The 16,167-nt window shown below is 62.5% G+C and carries 9 protein-coding genes; 7 read left to right on the forward strand and 2 right to left on the reverse strand.

All coding sequences use genetic code 11. From position 1 onward, the window contains the following. Positions 1–111: 111 nt before the first annotated feature. From ACXX81_RS10645 to ACXX81_RS10655, 3 genes are read left to right on the forward strand one after another with little or no spacing between them, the layout of a single operon-like run. Positions 112–807, forward strand: coding sequence for a DUF1120 domain-containing protein (locus ACXX81_RS10645; RefSeq protein ID WP_209981830.1), 696 nt, complete (start codon positions 112–114; stop codon positions 805–807). Between the two features lie 52 nt (positions 808–859). Next, a complete protein-coding gene (locus ACXX81_RS10650; RefSeq protein WP_458571633.1) occupies positions 860–3,262 on the forward strand; it encodes a fimbria/pilus outer membrane usher protein in 2,403 nt (800 codons plus the stop codon). Next, positions 3,246–3,908, forward strand: coding sequence for a fimbria/pilus periplasmic chaperone (locus ACXX81_RS10655; RefSeq protein WP_458571634.1), 663 nt, complete (start codon positions 3,246–3,248; stop codon positions 3,906–3,908). Before ACXX81_RS10650 ends, ACXX81_RS10655 begins: the two co-directional genes overlap by 17 nt. A gap of 3 nt (positions 3,909–3,911) precedes the next feature. Here the strand turns inward: ACXX81_RS10655 and ACXX81_RS10660 are convergent, their stop codons facing one another. After that, positions 3,912–5,315 carry a diaminobutyrate--2-oxoglutarate transaminase gene (locus ACXX81_RS10660; RefSeq protein WP_082638626.1) on the reverse strand — a complete coding sequence of 468 codons (1,404 nt, stop codon included), beginning with the start codon at positions 5,313–5,315 and terminating at the stop codon, positions 3,912–3,914. An 87-nt stretch (positions 5,316–5,402) separates the two neighbouring features. Next, positions 5,403–7,463 (reverse strand): TonB-dependent receptor, encoded by a 2,061-nt coding sequence (locus tag ACXX81_RS10665; RefSeq protein ID WP_209981821.1) that lies wholly within the window; start codon positions 7,461–7,463, stop codon positions 5,403–5,405. 294 nt (positions 7,464–7,757) lie between these two features. Here ACXX81_RS10665 and ACXX81_RS10670 point away from each other — a divergent pair, with 294 nt between their 5' ends. Genes ACXX81_RS10670 through ACXX81_RS10685 form a run of 4 tightly spaced genes read left to right on the forward strand, consistent with a single transcriptional unit; the run spans position 7,758 to position 16,156 of the window. After that, positions 7,758–8,693 carry a TauD/TfdA family dioxygenase gene (locus tag ACXX81_RS10670; protein WP_458572577.1) on the forward strand — a complete coding sequence of 312 codons (936 nt, stop codon included), beginning with the start codon at positions 7,758–7,760 and terminating at the stop codon, positions 8,691–8,693. An 8-nt stretch (positions 8,694–8,701) separates the two neighbouring features. Next, positions 8,702–12,073, forward strand: coding sequence for a condensation domain-containing protein (locus ACXX81_RS10675; RefSeq protein WP_458571635.1), 3,372 nt, complete (start codon positions 8,702–8,704; stop codon positions 12,071–12,073). A 17-nt stretch (positions 12,074–12,090) separates the two neighbouring features. Beyond that, on the forward strand, positions 12,091–13,137 hold the full coding sequence (locus tag ACXX81_RS10680) for a TauD/TfdA family dioxygenase (protein ID WP_209981815.1): 1,047 nt from the start codon (positions 12,091–12,093) through the stop codon (positions 13,135–13,137). A gap of 34 nt (positions 13,138–13,171) precedes the next feature. After that, positions 13,172–16,156, forward strand: coding sequence for a non-ribosomal peptide synthetase (locus ACXX81_RS10685; RefSeq protein ID WP_458571636.1), 2,985 nt, complete (start codon positions 13,172–13,174; stop codon positions 16,154–16,156). The last annotated feature ends 11 nt before the right edge of the window (positions 16,157–16,167 follow it).

Genomic DNA, 16,167 nt, shown 5'->3' on the forward strand with positions numbered 1-16,167 from the left:
GTAACTAGCACTTTTTGCACTCCTATAATTTCGCTGCTCTTGAATGGTGTCGATTTCATTATCGACGTTGCCATCTCGACGCGTCTTTTAATTATTCATAGGAGTATGACTGTGAAACGTTTCAAACTGGGTACGACATTATCCGTTGCCGGCTTCGCTGCCCTCGCCCCTTTTATCGCCCATGCCGCCAGCGAGATTAACGTTAAAGGTATTATCACGCCGGCCGCGTGCACGGTTAATGTCCCAACTGGCAATGATCTGGACTGGGGCGAGATCACTTGGGACTCACTTAGCAAAACCGATTTCACCACACTCCCCGCAAAAACAGCGAGGATCGATATTAACTGCCCGGAAGGCACAACCACGAAAACCGCCATGTGGATCGTCGATGCGGACCCTACCAGCGCCATGATCGGCAAGAATAGCGCCGGGCGCACCGACCACGCCGATTCAGGCCGTATCTTCGGTATCGGCTTTGACCCGGTGACCAAGAAGCAGATCGGCAACTTTGTGCTGAAACCGGTCAGCACCATCGTCGACGGCGCAACCAACACCACCAGCTTTGGTTATAACCGCGACGCGGCCAACCATATGTCTACGCCCAGCAGTCGAGCGTTGATGTCCAGTTGGGCTTATTACACCAAAGAAGAGTGGAGCCCTCTGGACACCGCTGGCAATCCGGCCAGTGGCAATGCGTTCACCTGGAACTTTGAGGTTGAACCGCAAATAAACATCGCCAGCCAAATCAGCGCGACCACGCAAGTTCCATGGAACGGCACGGCACAAGTGAACGTTCGTTACTACTAATTTATTGTGGGTTCGCAAATGTCCTGCCTGACGGTGGGACATTTTTATTGCCATGAAACTTGTCCACTCCTTACTGCTGATCTTTTTCATCTCGATGAACGCTCACGCGCAACTCAAATTTGACAGCAAGTTGCTCGGCATCAATGGCATCAGTGACCAGCAAGTTGAGGACGCCCTTCACGACACGGAACTTTATGCTGGCGATAACGCGGTCCATCTCTACGTCAATGATCGCTTCATTGCCAAGACCGTGGTTTATCGCGCGCCCGGAGGACAAGCGGGCTATACCGCCCATGACCTTGAACGGTTCGGTCTGAAGAAAGAAGCCTGGGGTCAGCGCATTCAAAATGGCGCTGCGACCTACGTGCTGCTGACTGATCGGATCAAGCCCAATTTCAGCCGCAGCGACCGCAGCCTGAAGCTCACGGTACCGCGCGCGCTGCTGGAAAACCCCGATTTCATTCAACACCAAAAGGGCGGAACCGGCGCCTTCGTCAACTACAACACCTACTATTCGTCGTACGACTCCAGCGGTTCGAGTAATGACTCACTGAGCGCAAATTATCAAGTCGGCGCCAACGCAGACAACGCGTTGCTGCGCGCCAACGGCACCTTCAGCAGCTTTACGTCCAGAACCCAGCGCTACAGCAATAACAACGTCCAGTCGTTTTATGTGGATCGCGATTTCGACATTGGCCGCGTCAAAGCCGGCCGCCTGAACTCGCCCGACGGCGGCTTCGGCGTGGGGTATGTGGATGGCGTGGTCTACAACACCAAGGGTGCGCCCTCAGGCATTGGCAGCGTGGCCTTCACCTACGACAGCGATGCGCCGGCGGTGATCGAGTTCTACCAGCGAGACCAACTGGTCTACACCCTGAACGTCAACCGCGGCCACAACAACCTGGCCGCAATACCGGTGACATCACTGACGTCGGACGTGGTGGTGGTGATCAAACGCGATGGCCAGGTGATCGATACCCGCCAGATTTCCCGTGCTCGCATCAGCCGTGCGACCACGCAAAGCAGTGGACTGTATGCATTTGCGGGGCGCTCGAACACGGATGCGCGCGCCGTGACAGCCGGTGCGGGTTATTCAAAGCGCTACAGCGATGCCGTGAACCCCACCGTCGCGGTCGTCGCCCAACAACATTATCAGGGCGTCTCCGTTAACAACACCCTCAATAAAGGCGGTCTGCAGATAACCACGTACGGCCTGTTATCGAGGAATGAGCACAATAAACTCGGCGCCAACTTTAACGCCACGCTGAGTTACGGCGGCACCGACCTTACGTACCAGGCAATCAGCCGCAATTTCTCCTATGTCGGCCAGGTTCTTTATGATTACCAAGCCGATATAAAAAGTACCCTGAGTATCGCGCACAGTTTTGTCGTGGGTGACAATAATGCGTTCAGCATTTCGCTCGACCGGAACGACTTCTACAACCGCGCCAGTTATTCGACGTGGTCGGTAGGCTATTCCACAAACATCAAAAAAGCCTCACTCAGCCTGAGTGCCGGGTCTACCCTGCAAGCGCCCGGTGATACCCAGCGTGACAAAATGACGTTGAATGCCAGACTGTCGATTCCATTTGAAGTGGGCGGCCGCCGTGTTGACTACCGATCGCAATACAACGCTTACAGCAATAGCCAGCGCCTGGATAACTACCTGACCACCCGGGTCAACAGTGATTACAGCGTGACCGCTGGCCATGTGCAGCGCACTGCGAATCGCAGCGAATCCACAGAAAACTATATAAGCAACGACTTCAATACACCGTACACGCATGCCGGCCTGACCGTTTCCAAGTCCGAAAGCGACAGCCGCAGCGCAACGTCAAACAGCCTGAGCCTTTCGGGTTCAATCGCCGCCAATCACAAGGGCGTGGTGTTTACTCCTGAACAACTCAAAGACACCTATGCCATTGTCGACACTCACCTCAAGGGTTTCGTCAAGGTCAGCAGCCAGCGCAGCTCGGCAAGAACAAACTATAACGGCAAAGTGGTGCTGGCCAATATCTCCGATAACAAGCCTGACTTTGTCAAAGTCAATCCCAAGGGGTTGGACGATGACGTGTACTTCCAAAACAACCAGATGGACTTTATCAGCGACCGTGGCGCGGTGTCCTATTTCGACTTCGAGCCCACCACTAACAAGAACGTGTTGATGCGCTGGACAAACAAGCCAGAAGCGCTCAGTTCTCGCACGGTGTTTTATGACCAGGACGGCAACTTGATCGCCAACTTTATCGACCAGAACGTGCTGCTGGTTAAACAGGACAACATTAAACAACTGCAAACGTCAGGCATGTTCGATGCGTCCGACAGCACCTTGATGTGCAAACTTCCCACTCAAATGGAGATTTCCAATGAACAAATTATCGATACAACCTTTGACTGCTCTCGGCAAAAAATGCCTGTGGCTGGCCTGCCTGACAGCCATGCCCCTGCTGGCTGAAGCCCAGGTGCAACCCAGCGCCTCTGCGGTGCTGATTGAAAAAGGACAGAAAGAGGCCACCATCGACCTTAAAAACAACAGTGACGAAGCCGTGCTGCTCTACAGCAAAGTGAGCAAACTGCCGGATGACGACCTCGACGGTGGCGTGTTGTACACCGTGCCGCAAACCGTGGTGGTCGCACCCGGTAAAAACCAGACCGTGCGCGTGATCTTCCGTAGCAACAAGTCCCTCGACAGGGAACACATCGCACGGGTGCTGTTTTCAGGATTGCCCCCACAGCAGCAAGCCGCAGGCAAGGTGAAATTCGTCATCGGGCAGGATCTGCCCGTGATCATTGGCGTCGATCCCAACGTGTCCGAGGTCGACACCTGGAAGCAGATCAGCTTTAAGCAAACACAGGGGAAACTCTGTATGAGCAACCCATCGCGCAAGGTATTTCGTTTTGATCCGACCATGTCGAGCGCGCCGACCAAGGCCGACATTACCTTCAACAAGGCTTACGTGTTACCGGGCGAAACGCTCTGCCAGGCGCTGACATCACCGCTGGCCGCTAACGCCTCGTTGAAATTCAACAGCGTGTCCAGCTTCAACTTCATGCTGCAAACCCATGTCATCCAGTTATCCGACCAGGCGTCGAAGCCTTGATGATCAAACTGAACGCGCTGCCTCAAACAGGATCTGCGCCACAAAATCAATCTCCTGCTCGGTGATGATCAGCGGCGGTAGAAAACGCACGGTCGCGCCATGACGTCCGCCCAGTTCCACGATCAACCCGTGCCTGAGGCACGCCTGCTGGAACGCCTTGGCGCGTACCGCGTCGACCGGCGGATGCCCTTGTACGTCCGCGAGCCCATGGGGGTCGACGATTTCCATGCCCAGCATCAGGCCGCGTCCGCGCACATCCCCGATCCAGGGGAATTCACCCTGCAGCGCCTGCAACTGTTTGCGCAGGTGCGCGCCCACGGTTTCGGCGTGGGCCACCAGGTGATTGTCGCGAATAAAACGCAAGGTCGCCGTGCCGGCCGCCATGGCCAGCTGGTTGCCACGGAAGGTGCCGGCATGGGCGCCGGGCTGCCATACATCCAGTGAATCGTTGTAGACCATCACCGACAGCGGCAAGCCGCCACCGATGGCCTTGGACAACGTGATCACGTCCGGGGTGATGCCCGACTGCTCGAAGCCGAACATCCGTCCGCTGCGCCCGATGCCGCACTGGATTTCGTCGACGATCAACGGAATGCCGTGGGCGGCGGTCAGGCGTCGCAGTTCCTGCAGCCAGCGGTCCGGCGCGGCGATCACCCCGCCCTCCCCCTGGATCGGTTCAAGGATCATCGCACCCGGCAGGGTCACGCCGCTTTCCGGGTCGTTGAGCAGGTGCTCCAGGTAACGCAGGTTGAGGGTGACGCCCTGCTCGCCGGCGACGCCGAACGGACAGCGGTAATCATGGGGGAACGGCAGGCGCTGCACCCCCGGCATCAGGGCGCCGAGGGCATTTTTGGGCGACAGGTTGCCGCTGATGGCCAGCGTCCCCAGCGTCATACCGTGGTAGGCCCCCTCGAACGCCAGCACCGAATGCCGCCCGGTGGCAGTGCGGGTCAGTTTGAGCGCGGCTTCCACCGCGTCCGCCCCGCTGGGGCCGCAAAACTGGATGCGCGCATTGCGCGCGAAATCCGCCGGCAGGCAGCCGAAGATTTCCTGCACGAAGGCGTCCTTGACCGGTGTCATCAGGTCCAGGGTGTGCATCGGCACGCCGGCGGTCATCAATTGCGTGATCGCTTCAATGATCACCGGGTGGTTGTGGCCCAGCGCAAGGGTACCGGCGCCGGCCAGGCAATCGACAAACACCTGGCCGCGACTGTCCTGTACGTAGATGCCGTGGGCCCGTTCAAGTACCAGCGGAATGCGCCGTGGGTAGCTGCGCGCATTCGATTCCTGCTGTTGCTGGCGCTCGAGCATCGGCGTCAGGTCCAGGCAATAGGGCTGGGACAATCCGGTGTGCGACAGGCGTAGCTGTGCTGCCCCGCCCGTCGTGGCATTCGAAACGGCGTTCATGAAGTCCTCCAGGGAGGCTGGGTGTAGGAGCAGAATGCGCCAGGCAAAACCGGACGCCGGGAACCTGGGGCCCCGGCGTCCAGAGGTTTACATGTCGTAACGCAGCACCAGGCCGAACGTGCGCGGCGCGCCCACATCGATGATGTCGCCGATGCGGTTGCTGGTGACGTATTCCTTGCCGAACGCGTTTTTCAGGTAACCGGACACCGCGACGTTCTTGGTGACCTTGTATTCGGTGCTGAAGTTGGTCAGCACATAGTTGTCACTGCGACGCACCTTGCTCACATTGCCAGCAGCGTCGAACTCGAAGTCGGACGGCGCGGTGCTCTGGTAGGTCAGGTCGGTGTTGAGGGTCAGGCGGTCATTCCAGCGGTAGGTGCCGCCCACCGACATCTTGTATTTGGGCGAGTAGAGGAACGCCTGGCCGCTGCGGTCGGTGCCGTCACCGGTGTTGAATTCCTTGTACTTGGAGTCGGTGACCGCGCCGCCGACATTCAGGGTGAACTGCTCGCCAAAGTCTTTTTCGACGGACACTTCCAGGCCCTTGATGTCGCTGCGACCGGCGTTGTAGACCAGGAAGAAATTACCCGTTGGATCGAGCACGCTGACCTGCTGATCCTTCCAGTCGGTGTAGTACAGGTTGGCACGCGCGCGCAGGCTCTTCTCGAGGAACGAACCGCGGTACGACAGCTCGTAGTTGGTGGTGTATTCCGGATCGTAGGCGCTGTGACCGCCACCGGCCCGCACGTTCACGCCACCGCCTCGGTAGCCCTTCTGCACCATGAAGCCGACGTACTGGTCAGGCATGAACTGATAGTCGACGCCGACTTTGGGCAGGAACGCATTGAAGCTCTTTTTCACCTTGCCGGGGCTTGAGAAGTCGTCCTGCTTGACGTCGGTATCGTTGGTTTCGTAGTCGTAGCGCAGGCCCGTGATCAGGGTCCAGTTCGGCGCAAAATCCCAATCCACTTCACCGAACACCGCAGCGTTCTTGACGTCCACATCGCCCTTGGCGGCGCCGCGCTGCACGTTGTTGAACAGCAAGCGGTCGTGGAAGCTGTTGGTGGTGTTGCCCAGGTACAGCCCGCCGAAGCTGCGCACCGTGTCGTTCTGATACGCCAGGCGCAGTTCCTGGCTGAACATGTCGCCGTTCTGCTCGCGCAGGATGACGTTGTTGGCCGTGGCGGTCTGGTCGAAGTCCTTGCGCGCGGTGTAGCCCGAGTGGGTGTAGCTGGTCATGTTGGTCAGCGTCCAGGCGTCGTTGAGGCGCCAGTCGATCTTCGCGCTCACGGTGTCCTGGTTGAGGTTGTCATAGGCCTTGGTGTTGGACGCAATCTTGTAATACTGCACCTTGTCGCCGATACGGGTGATCGAGTTGTCGCCCTGGCGGTGCTCGTTGTGCGCGTAGGTCAGCAGCACATCGGTGTCGTCGTTCGGGGTGATCAACAACTTGCCGCGATAGTTGCTGGTGCGGTGTGGGTTGGCGTCGTCGTTATTGGTAGTGTTGCGGATATAGCCGTCGCCGTCCTGGGTATCGATGGCGATACGGCCGGCGACCTTGTCGTCGATGATCGAGCCACCGCCGGCCACGGCCACGCCGTGCTCACCGTAGTTGCCGATGTTGGTCTGGGCGGAGAAGGTAGGTTCGAAAGTGGGGTTGCGGGTGGTGATCACCACCGCACCGGCCAGGGAGTTGCGCCCCTGAGTGGTGGACTGCGGGCCGAGGAGCACTTCGACCTGTTCGGTATCCCACAGGCCAACCGGGCTCAGCGTCAGCGCGCGGTTGGGTTGCTGGGCGCCATCGACATACACCGAAATCGCACCGTTCAAGGTTGCCGGGCCCTGGTCATCGAAACCGGACACCGGAACGCCACGAATACCCCAGTTCTCATTACCCGACTGGTTGTACACGCCTGGCGTACGGGCAAACACGTCGATCAGGCTGTGATCGGCCTTGTCGCGCAGTTGCTGCTCCGTCACCACCGCCACACTCGACTGGGTCTTCTCGAGCGAACGGTTCATCTTTTCGCCCGTGACGGTGACTGGAGCGATCTCCAGCGCCGCTGGCTGATCGTCCGCCCATGCAGTATTCATAAGGCAGACGGCTGATGCTACCGCCAACGCCAGTGTATTGATTTTGTGATTCACGCCCCGCTCCCCTACCGCAATTATTTGAGTTTTTATCCGTTGGCAAACACTGTTTTTTCCCCAGCGGGGCGGAGTCTAAGCCAAAAAAAATATTAAAGGAATACTATTGATAATCCCTCTCATTAACACCTAGTATGCCCTTCGTACTGACATAAACACATTTTGTTAAACGTTTTGTGAAGGCCTCTGCCCGGTTTTCAAGGCCTGCTGTCACGTTGCTGAAAAGCCAAAAGCATAAACAGGATGTGCAAGACAATGACCTCCATCGAACACCCGGACGGACGTTTCAAGCCCATGTTGATCACGGATGATAACCACGGCGCCACCCTGCCCCGGTGCGTACAGGCCAGCCCCGGCCAATCGATTCATGCGCTCGAGCAGTCGGTACGCGACAGCCTCGACGCCAGCCTGCGCACCGTCGGCGGCGTGCTGTTTCGCGGCTTCACGGTCGCCACCCCCATCGACTTCAAACGCTTTGCCGCCAGCTTCGGCGCGCCCCTGGCCAGCTACGAGTTCGGCTCGACGCCGCGCAGCAAAGTGTTCGCCGGGGTCTACAGCTCCACCGAATACCCGGCGCACCAGTTCATCCCCTTGCACAACGAGCAGGCCTACACCCGGCCCTGGCCTTCGCGCATCTGGTTCCACTGCATCAAGGCCAGCGAAACCGGCGGCGAGACGCCAATCTGCGACAGCCGCCTGATCTACCAGCGCATGCCCGCCGAGATCCGCGAGCTGTTCGCCAGCCGCGAACTGCTCTACGTGCGCAACTACAGCGGCGCCCTCGACCTGCCCTGGCAACAGGTGTTCAACACCGAAGACCGTGCCCAGGTCGAGCGCTACTGCCAGGACAACGGCATCGAGTGGGAGTGGAAAACCGACGGTGAACTGCGCACCCGCCAGCGCTGCCCCGCCGTGCTGCAGCACCCGGAAACCGGCGAGTGGGTCTGGTTCAACCAGGCGCACCTGTTTCACGTCTCGGCAATCGAGCCCGCCGTGCGCGCCAGCCTGCTGGCCGCCGTGGGTGAGGAAAACCTGCCGCGTCACGTGTACTTCGGCGACGGCTCGCCCATTGCCGACGCCCTGCTCGACAGCGTGCGCGCCGTGTATGACCAGACCGCCGTGAGCTTCCCCTGGCAGGCTGGCGACATCCTGATGCTCGACAACCGACTGGTCGCCCACGGGCGCAATCCTTATACCGGTGACCGCAAAGTCATCGTGGCCATGGCATGAATCCCACCATGTTTGCATTCAATCATTGGATAGACGTGCTGGAGGCCAACGCCCTGCACTTCCCGCAGCGTGCCGCGTTGCATTTTTTGCCCGACGGCGTCGACGTCGGCGAAACGCTCACCTTCGCCCAACTGCACGAACAGTCCCGATCCCTGGCCGCGGCCCTGCAAGCGCGCTACAACCCGGGCGAGCGTGTGCTGTTGATGCTGCCCAGCAGCCTCGACTATGTCCGCACCTTCTGCGCCTGCCTGTATGCCGGGTTGATCGCCGTGCCATTGTTCCCGCCGCCGTCGCGCAAGCCGCGGCATCTGGACCGCGTGCGCAACGTGGTGATCGATGCACAGCCGGCGCTGATCCTGGCGCCCGTCGAACACTGCGAGGCCCTGCGTGAACTGGTGGACCAGCGCGTCGACGTACTGACCGTGCACGACCTCGGCACGCCGCCCGCCGGCCAATGGCAACGCCCGTCCATCGACGCCGCCACGGTGGCATTCCTGCAATACACCTCGGGCTCCACCGGCACGCCCAAAGGCGTTGAAGTGCGCCAGCGCAACCTGATCGCCAACGTCGAGCTGATGCGCCAGGCCTACGGTTTCGATGAACACGGCGCCATGGTCAACTGGCTGCCGCTGTATCACGACATGGGTCTGATCGGCGGCGTGCTGGCGCCCCTCTACAGCGGCATGCCGTGTTACCTGATGGCCTCGCAGACCTTCGTCAACGCGCCCTCCACCTGGCTGCAGGCGCTGAGTCGCTACCGCGCCACCGCCAGTTTTGCGCCCAACTTCGCCTACGCCCTGTGCAACCGCGTGGTCAGCGACAGCCTGATCGCCCAGCTCGACCTCAGCGCCTGGCGACACGCTATCAACGGCGCCGAGCCGATCCACCCCGGCACCCTCGACGCCTTTGCCCAGCGCTTCGCCGCCTGCGGTCTCAACCCGTTGGCCATCAGCCCCGGTTACGGCCAGGCCGAAGCCACCCTGTGCGTCAGTGCAACTCCGGCCGACGCGCTGCCGGTGGTGCTGCGCCTGGACAAACAGGTGCTGGAAACCGGTCGTGTGGCCCTGGCCAGCGGTGATGCGCCCGCAGTGGAGTTTGTCGCCTGTGGCTACCCCCAGGCCCATCACGCCATTGCCATCGCCAACCCGCACACCTTCGAGCGCTGCGCCGCCGATCGCATCGGCGAAGTGTGGCTGCAAGGCCCGAGCAACGCCGAGGCCTACTGGCAAAACCCCGAGGCCAGCCGCATCGCCTTCCAGGCGCAGATCGCCGGCGAGCCCGGCCATTACCTGCGCTCCGGCGACCTGGGCTTCATGCATCAGGGCCAGGTAGTGATCTGCGGGCGTCTCAAGGACCTGCTGATTCTCAACGGCCGCAACCTCTACCCCCACGATATCGAGTTTGCGATCACCGACAGCGAGCCCGGCATCCGCACCGGTCGCATCGCTGCCTTCTCGGAAATGGACCCGGTGCTGGGCCGCGAAAAACTGGTGATCGTGGCCGAGCCGCAACGCAAGTTCGTCGACCCGGCCCATCACCCGGCGCTGTTTGCATCGATGCAAAGCGCGGTGCGCGAAGCGGCTGACTGTGGCATCGATCAGATTGTGCTGGTGCAGGCCGGCACCATTCCCATGACCACCAGCGGCAAGATTGCCCGCCAGGGTGCCCGCACCCAACTGGCAGCCGGCACCCTGAGCATCATCGCCCAGAGCGGCGCCACACCCGCCTCGCCCGCAAAGCGCCTTGACGTGGCGCAATTGCGCGAGCAGCCCGACCTTGCCACCTGCCATCAATGGCTGGCGCAGACCCTGCTCGCGCTCAACCCGTACCTCAGCGTGAATACCGAACTCAGCCTGATCGGCCTGGGCCTGGACTCGATCGGCCTGGCCGATTTCGCCGCACGTCTGCAGCGCGACCTTGGCTGGGAACTGGACACACAAAGCCTGTTCGGCGAACAGACCCTGGCGCACTGGGCGCAGGCGCTGCTGATCTACCTCGGCACCGCTGCCCCGCTCGCCAATCCCGCACCCGAGACTGACCTCAGCCATAGTCACCAGTCCTTCGCCCAGCGCCGATTATGGTTCCTGCATCAACTCAACCCGCAGGACACCCAGCACAACCTCGTGCTGCACCTGACACTGCACGGCGCGCTGGACACGCAAGCCCTGTCGCAGCGGCTCGACGCGCTGGTCGAGCGTCACAGCGTGCTGCGCACGGTCTATCACGACGGCGTCGACGGCCCGCAGCAGCAGGTAATGCCCGCCAGCCCCGTGCAGTTGCTCGTGCAGGACAACCTGCAGGATTGCCTGGCCCGGGAACACGCAACCGCCATCGACCTGCAACACGGCCCGCTGCTGCGCGCGCACCTGATCAGCCAGGGCGACAGGCATGACCTGCTGCTGACCCTGCACCACATCGCCTTCGACGGCCGTTCCGCGCAATTGCTGCTCGCCGAACTGGCGGCGCACACCTCGCCTGATCGCCCTTTGCAATACCTCGACTTCGCCCGCTGGGAAGCGGCGCACTGGACGCCCTCGCGCATCGCCGCGCAGCAGGACTTCTGGCGCGCACACCTGGCCGACGTCCCGCAAACCCTGGCATTGGGTGGCAGCGGCGCGTCGCCGGGGCAGCACCGCCTCGACTTCAGCCTGCCTCAATCGCGCTGCGATGCGCTGTCCGCTCTCGCCCGTGAACAGGGCATGACCCTGTTCATGCTGCTGCTGGCCTGCTACCAGCTGGTGCTCAAGCAATTGGGAGGCCAGCCGCGCTTTTTGCTCGGCACCGACGTCAGCGGTCGTCCGCTGGCGGCGCATAACGAGGTGATCGGCTTCTTCGTCAACCAACTCACCCTGCGCTGCGAGGTAGAGGGCGAGTCAAGCCTCGGCGAGTTTTTCCAACAGGTGCGCGAGCAGGCGCAGCAAGCCTACGCCCATCAGGACCTGCCGTTCGACCTGGTGGTCGCCGCGCTGGCCCCCGCACGACGTCCGGGCCACGCGCCGCTGTTCCAGGTCAAGCTGAACTATCAACCGTCACGTTCAGCGCCGACGCTGATTGCCGGCGCGCACCTGCACACGCTCGATGTGGCCCAGGCACCGGGGGATTTCCACCTGGTGCTGGACCTGGTACATGCCGGCCATGGCATCGACGCCACCCTGAAATATCGTGGCGAGCACTTCGATCAGGCCCGTGCCTTGCGCCTGCAACACCTGTGGACGCGTCTGCTGGACGAGGCCGGCGACTGGTTGAGCGAGTCGCTGCCCGCACTGGCGGCGCGCCTCGACACCTGGGACCAGGCCTTCCAGCGCGAAAGCCAACACACCCAGGCCAGCGCCGGGCGCAGCCAGTTGCTGCAGACCAAACGACGCTCACTGACCCTTTGACAGAGGTGGATGCCTGTATGCCAGACGTACCCCCAACGCCGCGCACCCTCGGCGGTGTACGCCGCAAAGCGATGAACGTCGCCCCACGGCAGCTGGTCAGCGAACGCCTGCTCAGCGCCGACCATGCCCTGCCGCTGGTGATCGAACCGGCCGTCGAGGGCGTTGACCTCGCCGCGTGGGCCGCCAGTGAGCGCGACGCCCTGGAACAGAAACTGCTGCAACACGGCGCCTTGCTGTTTCGTGGTTTCGGCGTCACCTCGGTGGAACAGTTCGACCAGGTCATCGCCGCGCTGTCCCCCGGCGCCCTGGAGTACATGTTCCGCGCCTCGCCGCGCACCCGGGTGGGCGGCAACATCTACACCTCGACCGACTACCCGGCCGACCAGATGATCTTCCCGCACAACGAGCACTCTTATTCGCCACGGTTTCCGCTGCGGCTGTTCTTCTACTGCCAGTTGCCTTCCGAGACCGGCGGCGAAACCCCGATTGGCTCCACCCGCACGGTCAAGTCACGCATCAGCAGCGAGATCCAGGCGCGCTTTCGCGAAAAAGGCGTGCTCTATGTGCGCAACTACGGCGACGGCTTCGGCCTGCCGTGGCAGAGCGTGTTCCAGTCCAGCGAGCGCAGCGACGTCGAAGCCTACTGCGCCAGCGTCGGCATCGAGGTCGAGTGGAAGGCAAACAACCGCCTGCGCACTCGCCAACGCGGTCCGGCCGTGGTGCGCCACCCGCGTACCGGCGAAGAGGTCTGGTTCAACCACGCGACGTTCTTTCACATCAGCACCCTGCCGGCGGCGATCCGCGATTCGCTGCAAGGCAACTTCAACGACCTCGACCTGCCCACCAACACCTTTTACGGCGATGGCACGCCCATCGAGCCCCAGGTGCTGCAAGCACTGCGCGCCGCCTACCTTGATTCGCTGGTGCGCTTCAGCTGGCAACAGGGCGACGTACTGTTTATCGACAACATGCTCGCGGTCCACGGCCGCGAACCCTTTACCGGCAAGCGCGCAATCATGACCGGCATGGCCGAGGCCCTGCTGTCCAGCGACGTCGCCGTGTGAGCGCTCTCCACCCTATTTTGCAGTTGAGTTGAACATGAACGGACTTCAAGGCTTTCGCATCTCGCCGCAACAGGCTTCCCTTTACCCACACCTCAACGGCGGCAGCCGGCACCCGTTCGGTTGCCAGCTGCAATGGGCCGTGACCCCGCCGGTCGACGCCGACACCCTCACACAGCGCCTGCAAGCGCTGGCGGGCGGCAGCGAGATCCTGCGCACCCAACTGACGCCGGTGCCCGGCTTGCGCCACCCGGTGCAGGTGATCCATGACGCGTGCGCGTTGCGCGTCAACGTGGCGCAGCAGATCCCGTCGCTTGCGCAGGACTGGACACAGCCACTGACGGTCACCCTCGTGCAACGGCCCGACGGCCAGGTGCTGCACCTGGCCGCCGCCAGCAGTCACCTGGACCTCGCCAGCCTCACACTGCTGGCGACAGCCCTGCTGCAAGACACCCCGCCGGACCTGGCCGACAGCCTGCAATACGCCGATTACGCCGAATGGCGCTGGAGCCTGGTCGAAGACGCACCGCAGCATCCCGGCGCGCTGTTCTGGAACCCTGCGGCCGAGCACGAACGGCACGCCTTGCAACTGTCACTGGAAACACCCGGTGACGGTGGATTTGCCCCCGCACATCTGGACATCAGCCTGCCCAATCACCCGGCCTTCACCGCCCACCTGATGCTGACTGCCTGGGCCGTGCTGCTTGGGCGCCTGTCCGGGCAACAGCAAGTCCCCATTACTCTGATTCACCCCAGCCGTGGACCGGAACTCGACAACGCCGTGGGCCTGTTCGAGCAGAGCCTGCCCCTGCGCATCGACCTGCAGGCGCAGGCCACCCTGCAGGAACAGAGCGCCCATATCGGCACTCTGGTAGAGCACGCCGCCGGCTGGCAGGACTATTACACCGGTGACCTCAGCGGCGGTTATGCGTTCGCCTGGCGCGCCAGTGACCCGCGCGAACGCGAGGCCAGCGCGGTGACGAGCCCGGCCAAGGCGTGTCTGCAGGTCCATCAGGGCGGCGACCGCCTCCGCGCGCAGTTGGTCTACGACTGCAATCAGCTCAGCACTGAGGCGGCCGCCTGCCTGGCCGAACAATGGGCGCAATTGCTGCAGGCCGCGCTGGCCAACCCGCAACAGGCCTGGGCGCAACTGCCCATCAGCGGCCCACAGCAAGCGGCGATCATCGCCGCACCGACACAGCCGCCGGTGATCGAAGCGGTGACGCTGGTAGAGCTGATCGCTCGCCAGGTGCAGCGCCAGCCTGATGCCGTCGCCCTCAGCGATCAACAGGGCGACCTGACCTACGCGCAACTGGACGCCAGCGCCACACAACTGGCGCACCAACTGGCGCACGCCGGGATCGCGGCCAACGTGCCAGTGGGCATTCTGTTCCCACGCGGCAACGCCGCCATCGTCGCCATGCTCGCCGTAATGAAGGCCGGGGGCGCCTACGTGCCGGTCGACCCCACTTACCCGCAGGACCGGCGCGCCTACATGCTCGCCGACAGCGCCATCGCGCACATCGTCGTCAGCCCCGAGCTGGCCGACAGCGTTCCGGCCGGCCTGCAATGCTTTGTGCTGGCCGATCTGCACGCAGCCAGCACCCTGCCGCCATTGCCCCTGCCCCACCGCGACGACCTTGCGTACCTGATTTATACCTCCGGTTCCACCGGCGCACCCAAAGCCGTGGAAATCAGCCACGGCGCCCTGAGCCATTCCACCCAGGTGCGCATGGCCGCGTATCAGGCGCCCGTGAGCGCCTACCTGCTGCTGTCGTCATTTGCCTTCGACAGCTCGGTGGCCGGGATTTTCTGGACCCTGGCCCAGGGCGGCCGCCTGGTCTTGCCGGCGCCCGGCGAAGAACTGGACATGCCGCGCCTGGCGCAACTGGTCGCGCAGCAGCGGGTCAGCCATGGCCTGTCGCTGCCGTCGCTGTACCAGGCGCTGCTGGATCAGTTGGGCGGCGCCGAAAGCCTGCGCTGCTGGATCGTTGCCGGTGAGGCGTGCCCGCCGTCGCTGATTGCCCAGCACCGCAACGCCCTGCCCGGGGCCTTGCTGGTCAACGAATACGGCCCCACCGAAGCCACCGTGTGGGCCACTTACGACGTGCTCGACAGCGACCGCGCCCTGACCATCGGCCGCCCGATTGCCGGCATGGACCTGCGCGTCCTCAATGAACACGACGTCGCCAGCGGCATCGGTGAACCGGGCGAGATCATTCTTGCCGGCCCGACCCTGGCCCGGGGTTACCGCCACAAACCCGAAGAAACCGCCAAAGCCTTCGTCACCCTCGCCGATGGCACCCGCGCCTACCGTACCGGTGACCTCGCCTGCTGGCTGGCCGACGGGCGCCTGGCGTTCCTCGGGCGCAAAGACCATCAGGTCAAGTTGCGCGGCTACCGCATCGAACTCGGCGAGATCGAGCGCCAACTGTGCAGCCACAGCGACGTGCGTGAAGCGGCAGTGATCGTGCAGGACCAGCCCGCCGGCAAGCGCCTGCTCGCCTACGTGCTCGCCGCCCACGGCTATGCGCCGGATTCCGAGGCGCTCAAGCGCTACCTCGGCGAGCGCTTGCCGTCGTACATGGTGCCCACCCGCGTAATCACCCTCGGCGCCTTCCCGCGCACGCCCAACGGCAAGCTCGACCTCCAGCAGTTGCCCGACCCGGATCAACTTGACCAGAGCAGCCATGTGGCCCCGCGCACGCCGATGGAAACCACGCTGCACGCCATCGTCGCCAAGGTCCTGAAACTGCCCCGTGTCAGCGTCACCGAGAGCTTCTTCGCCATCGGCGGCGACTCGATTCTCAGCCTGCAAGTGGTGGCCCAGGCTCACGAACAAGGCATCGCGCTGTCGGCCAAGCACGTGTTCGAGCACCAGAGCATCGCCGCCATGGCCAGCGTCGCCCAGCCGCTGGACAAAAGCCCGGCGCAGGCGCAAAGCGCCGAGTTCAGCGCCTCCGGCATGTCGGATGACGAACTCAACGCGCTGATGGCCGAGCTCAACGACGCCGACCTGTAACCGCCGTCGCC

The sequence above is a fragment of the Pseudomonas sp. GNP013 genome (genome assembly GCF_054343995.1).

Excerpts from the sequence above, each read along its gene's own strand:
- ACXX81_RS10685 (WP_458571636.1), top strand. The coding sequence starts at position 13,172 with ATGAACGGACTTCAAGGCTTTCGCATCTCGCCGCAACAGGCTTCCCTT.
- ACXX81_RS10680 (WP_209981815.1), top strand. The coding sequence starts at position 12,091 with ATGCCAGACGTACCCCCAACGCCGCGCACCCTCGGCGGTGTACGCCGC.
- ACXX81_RS10650 (WP_458571633.1), top strand. The coding sequence starts at position 860 with ATGAAACTTGTCCACTCCTTACTGCTGATCTTTTTCATCTCGATGAAC.
- ACXX81_RS10660 (WP_082638626.1), bottom strand. The coding sequence starts at position 5,315 with ATGAACGCCGTTTCGAATGCCACGACGGGCGGGGCAGCACAGCTACGC.
- ACXX81_RS10675 (WP_458571635.1), top strand. The coding sequence starts at position 8,702 with ATGTTTGCATTCAATCATTGGATAGACGTGCTGGAGGCCAACGCCCTG.
- ACXX81_RS10670 (WP_458572577.1), top strand. The coding sequence starts at position 7,758 with ATGTTGATCACGGATGATAACCACGGCGCCACCCTGCCCCGGTGCGTA.
- ACXX81_RS10655 (WP_458571634.1), top strand. The coding sequence starts at position 3,246 with ATGCCCCTGCTGGCTGAAGCCCAGGTGCAACCCAGCGCCTCTGCGGTG.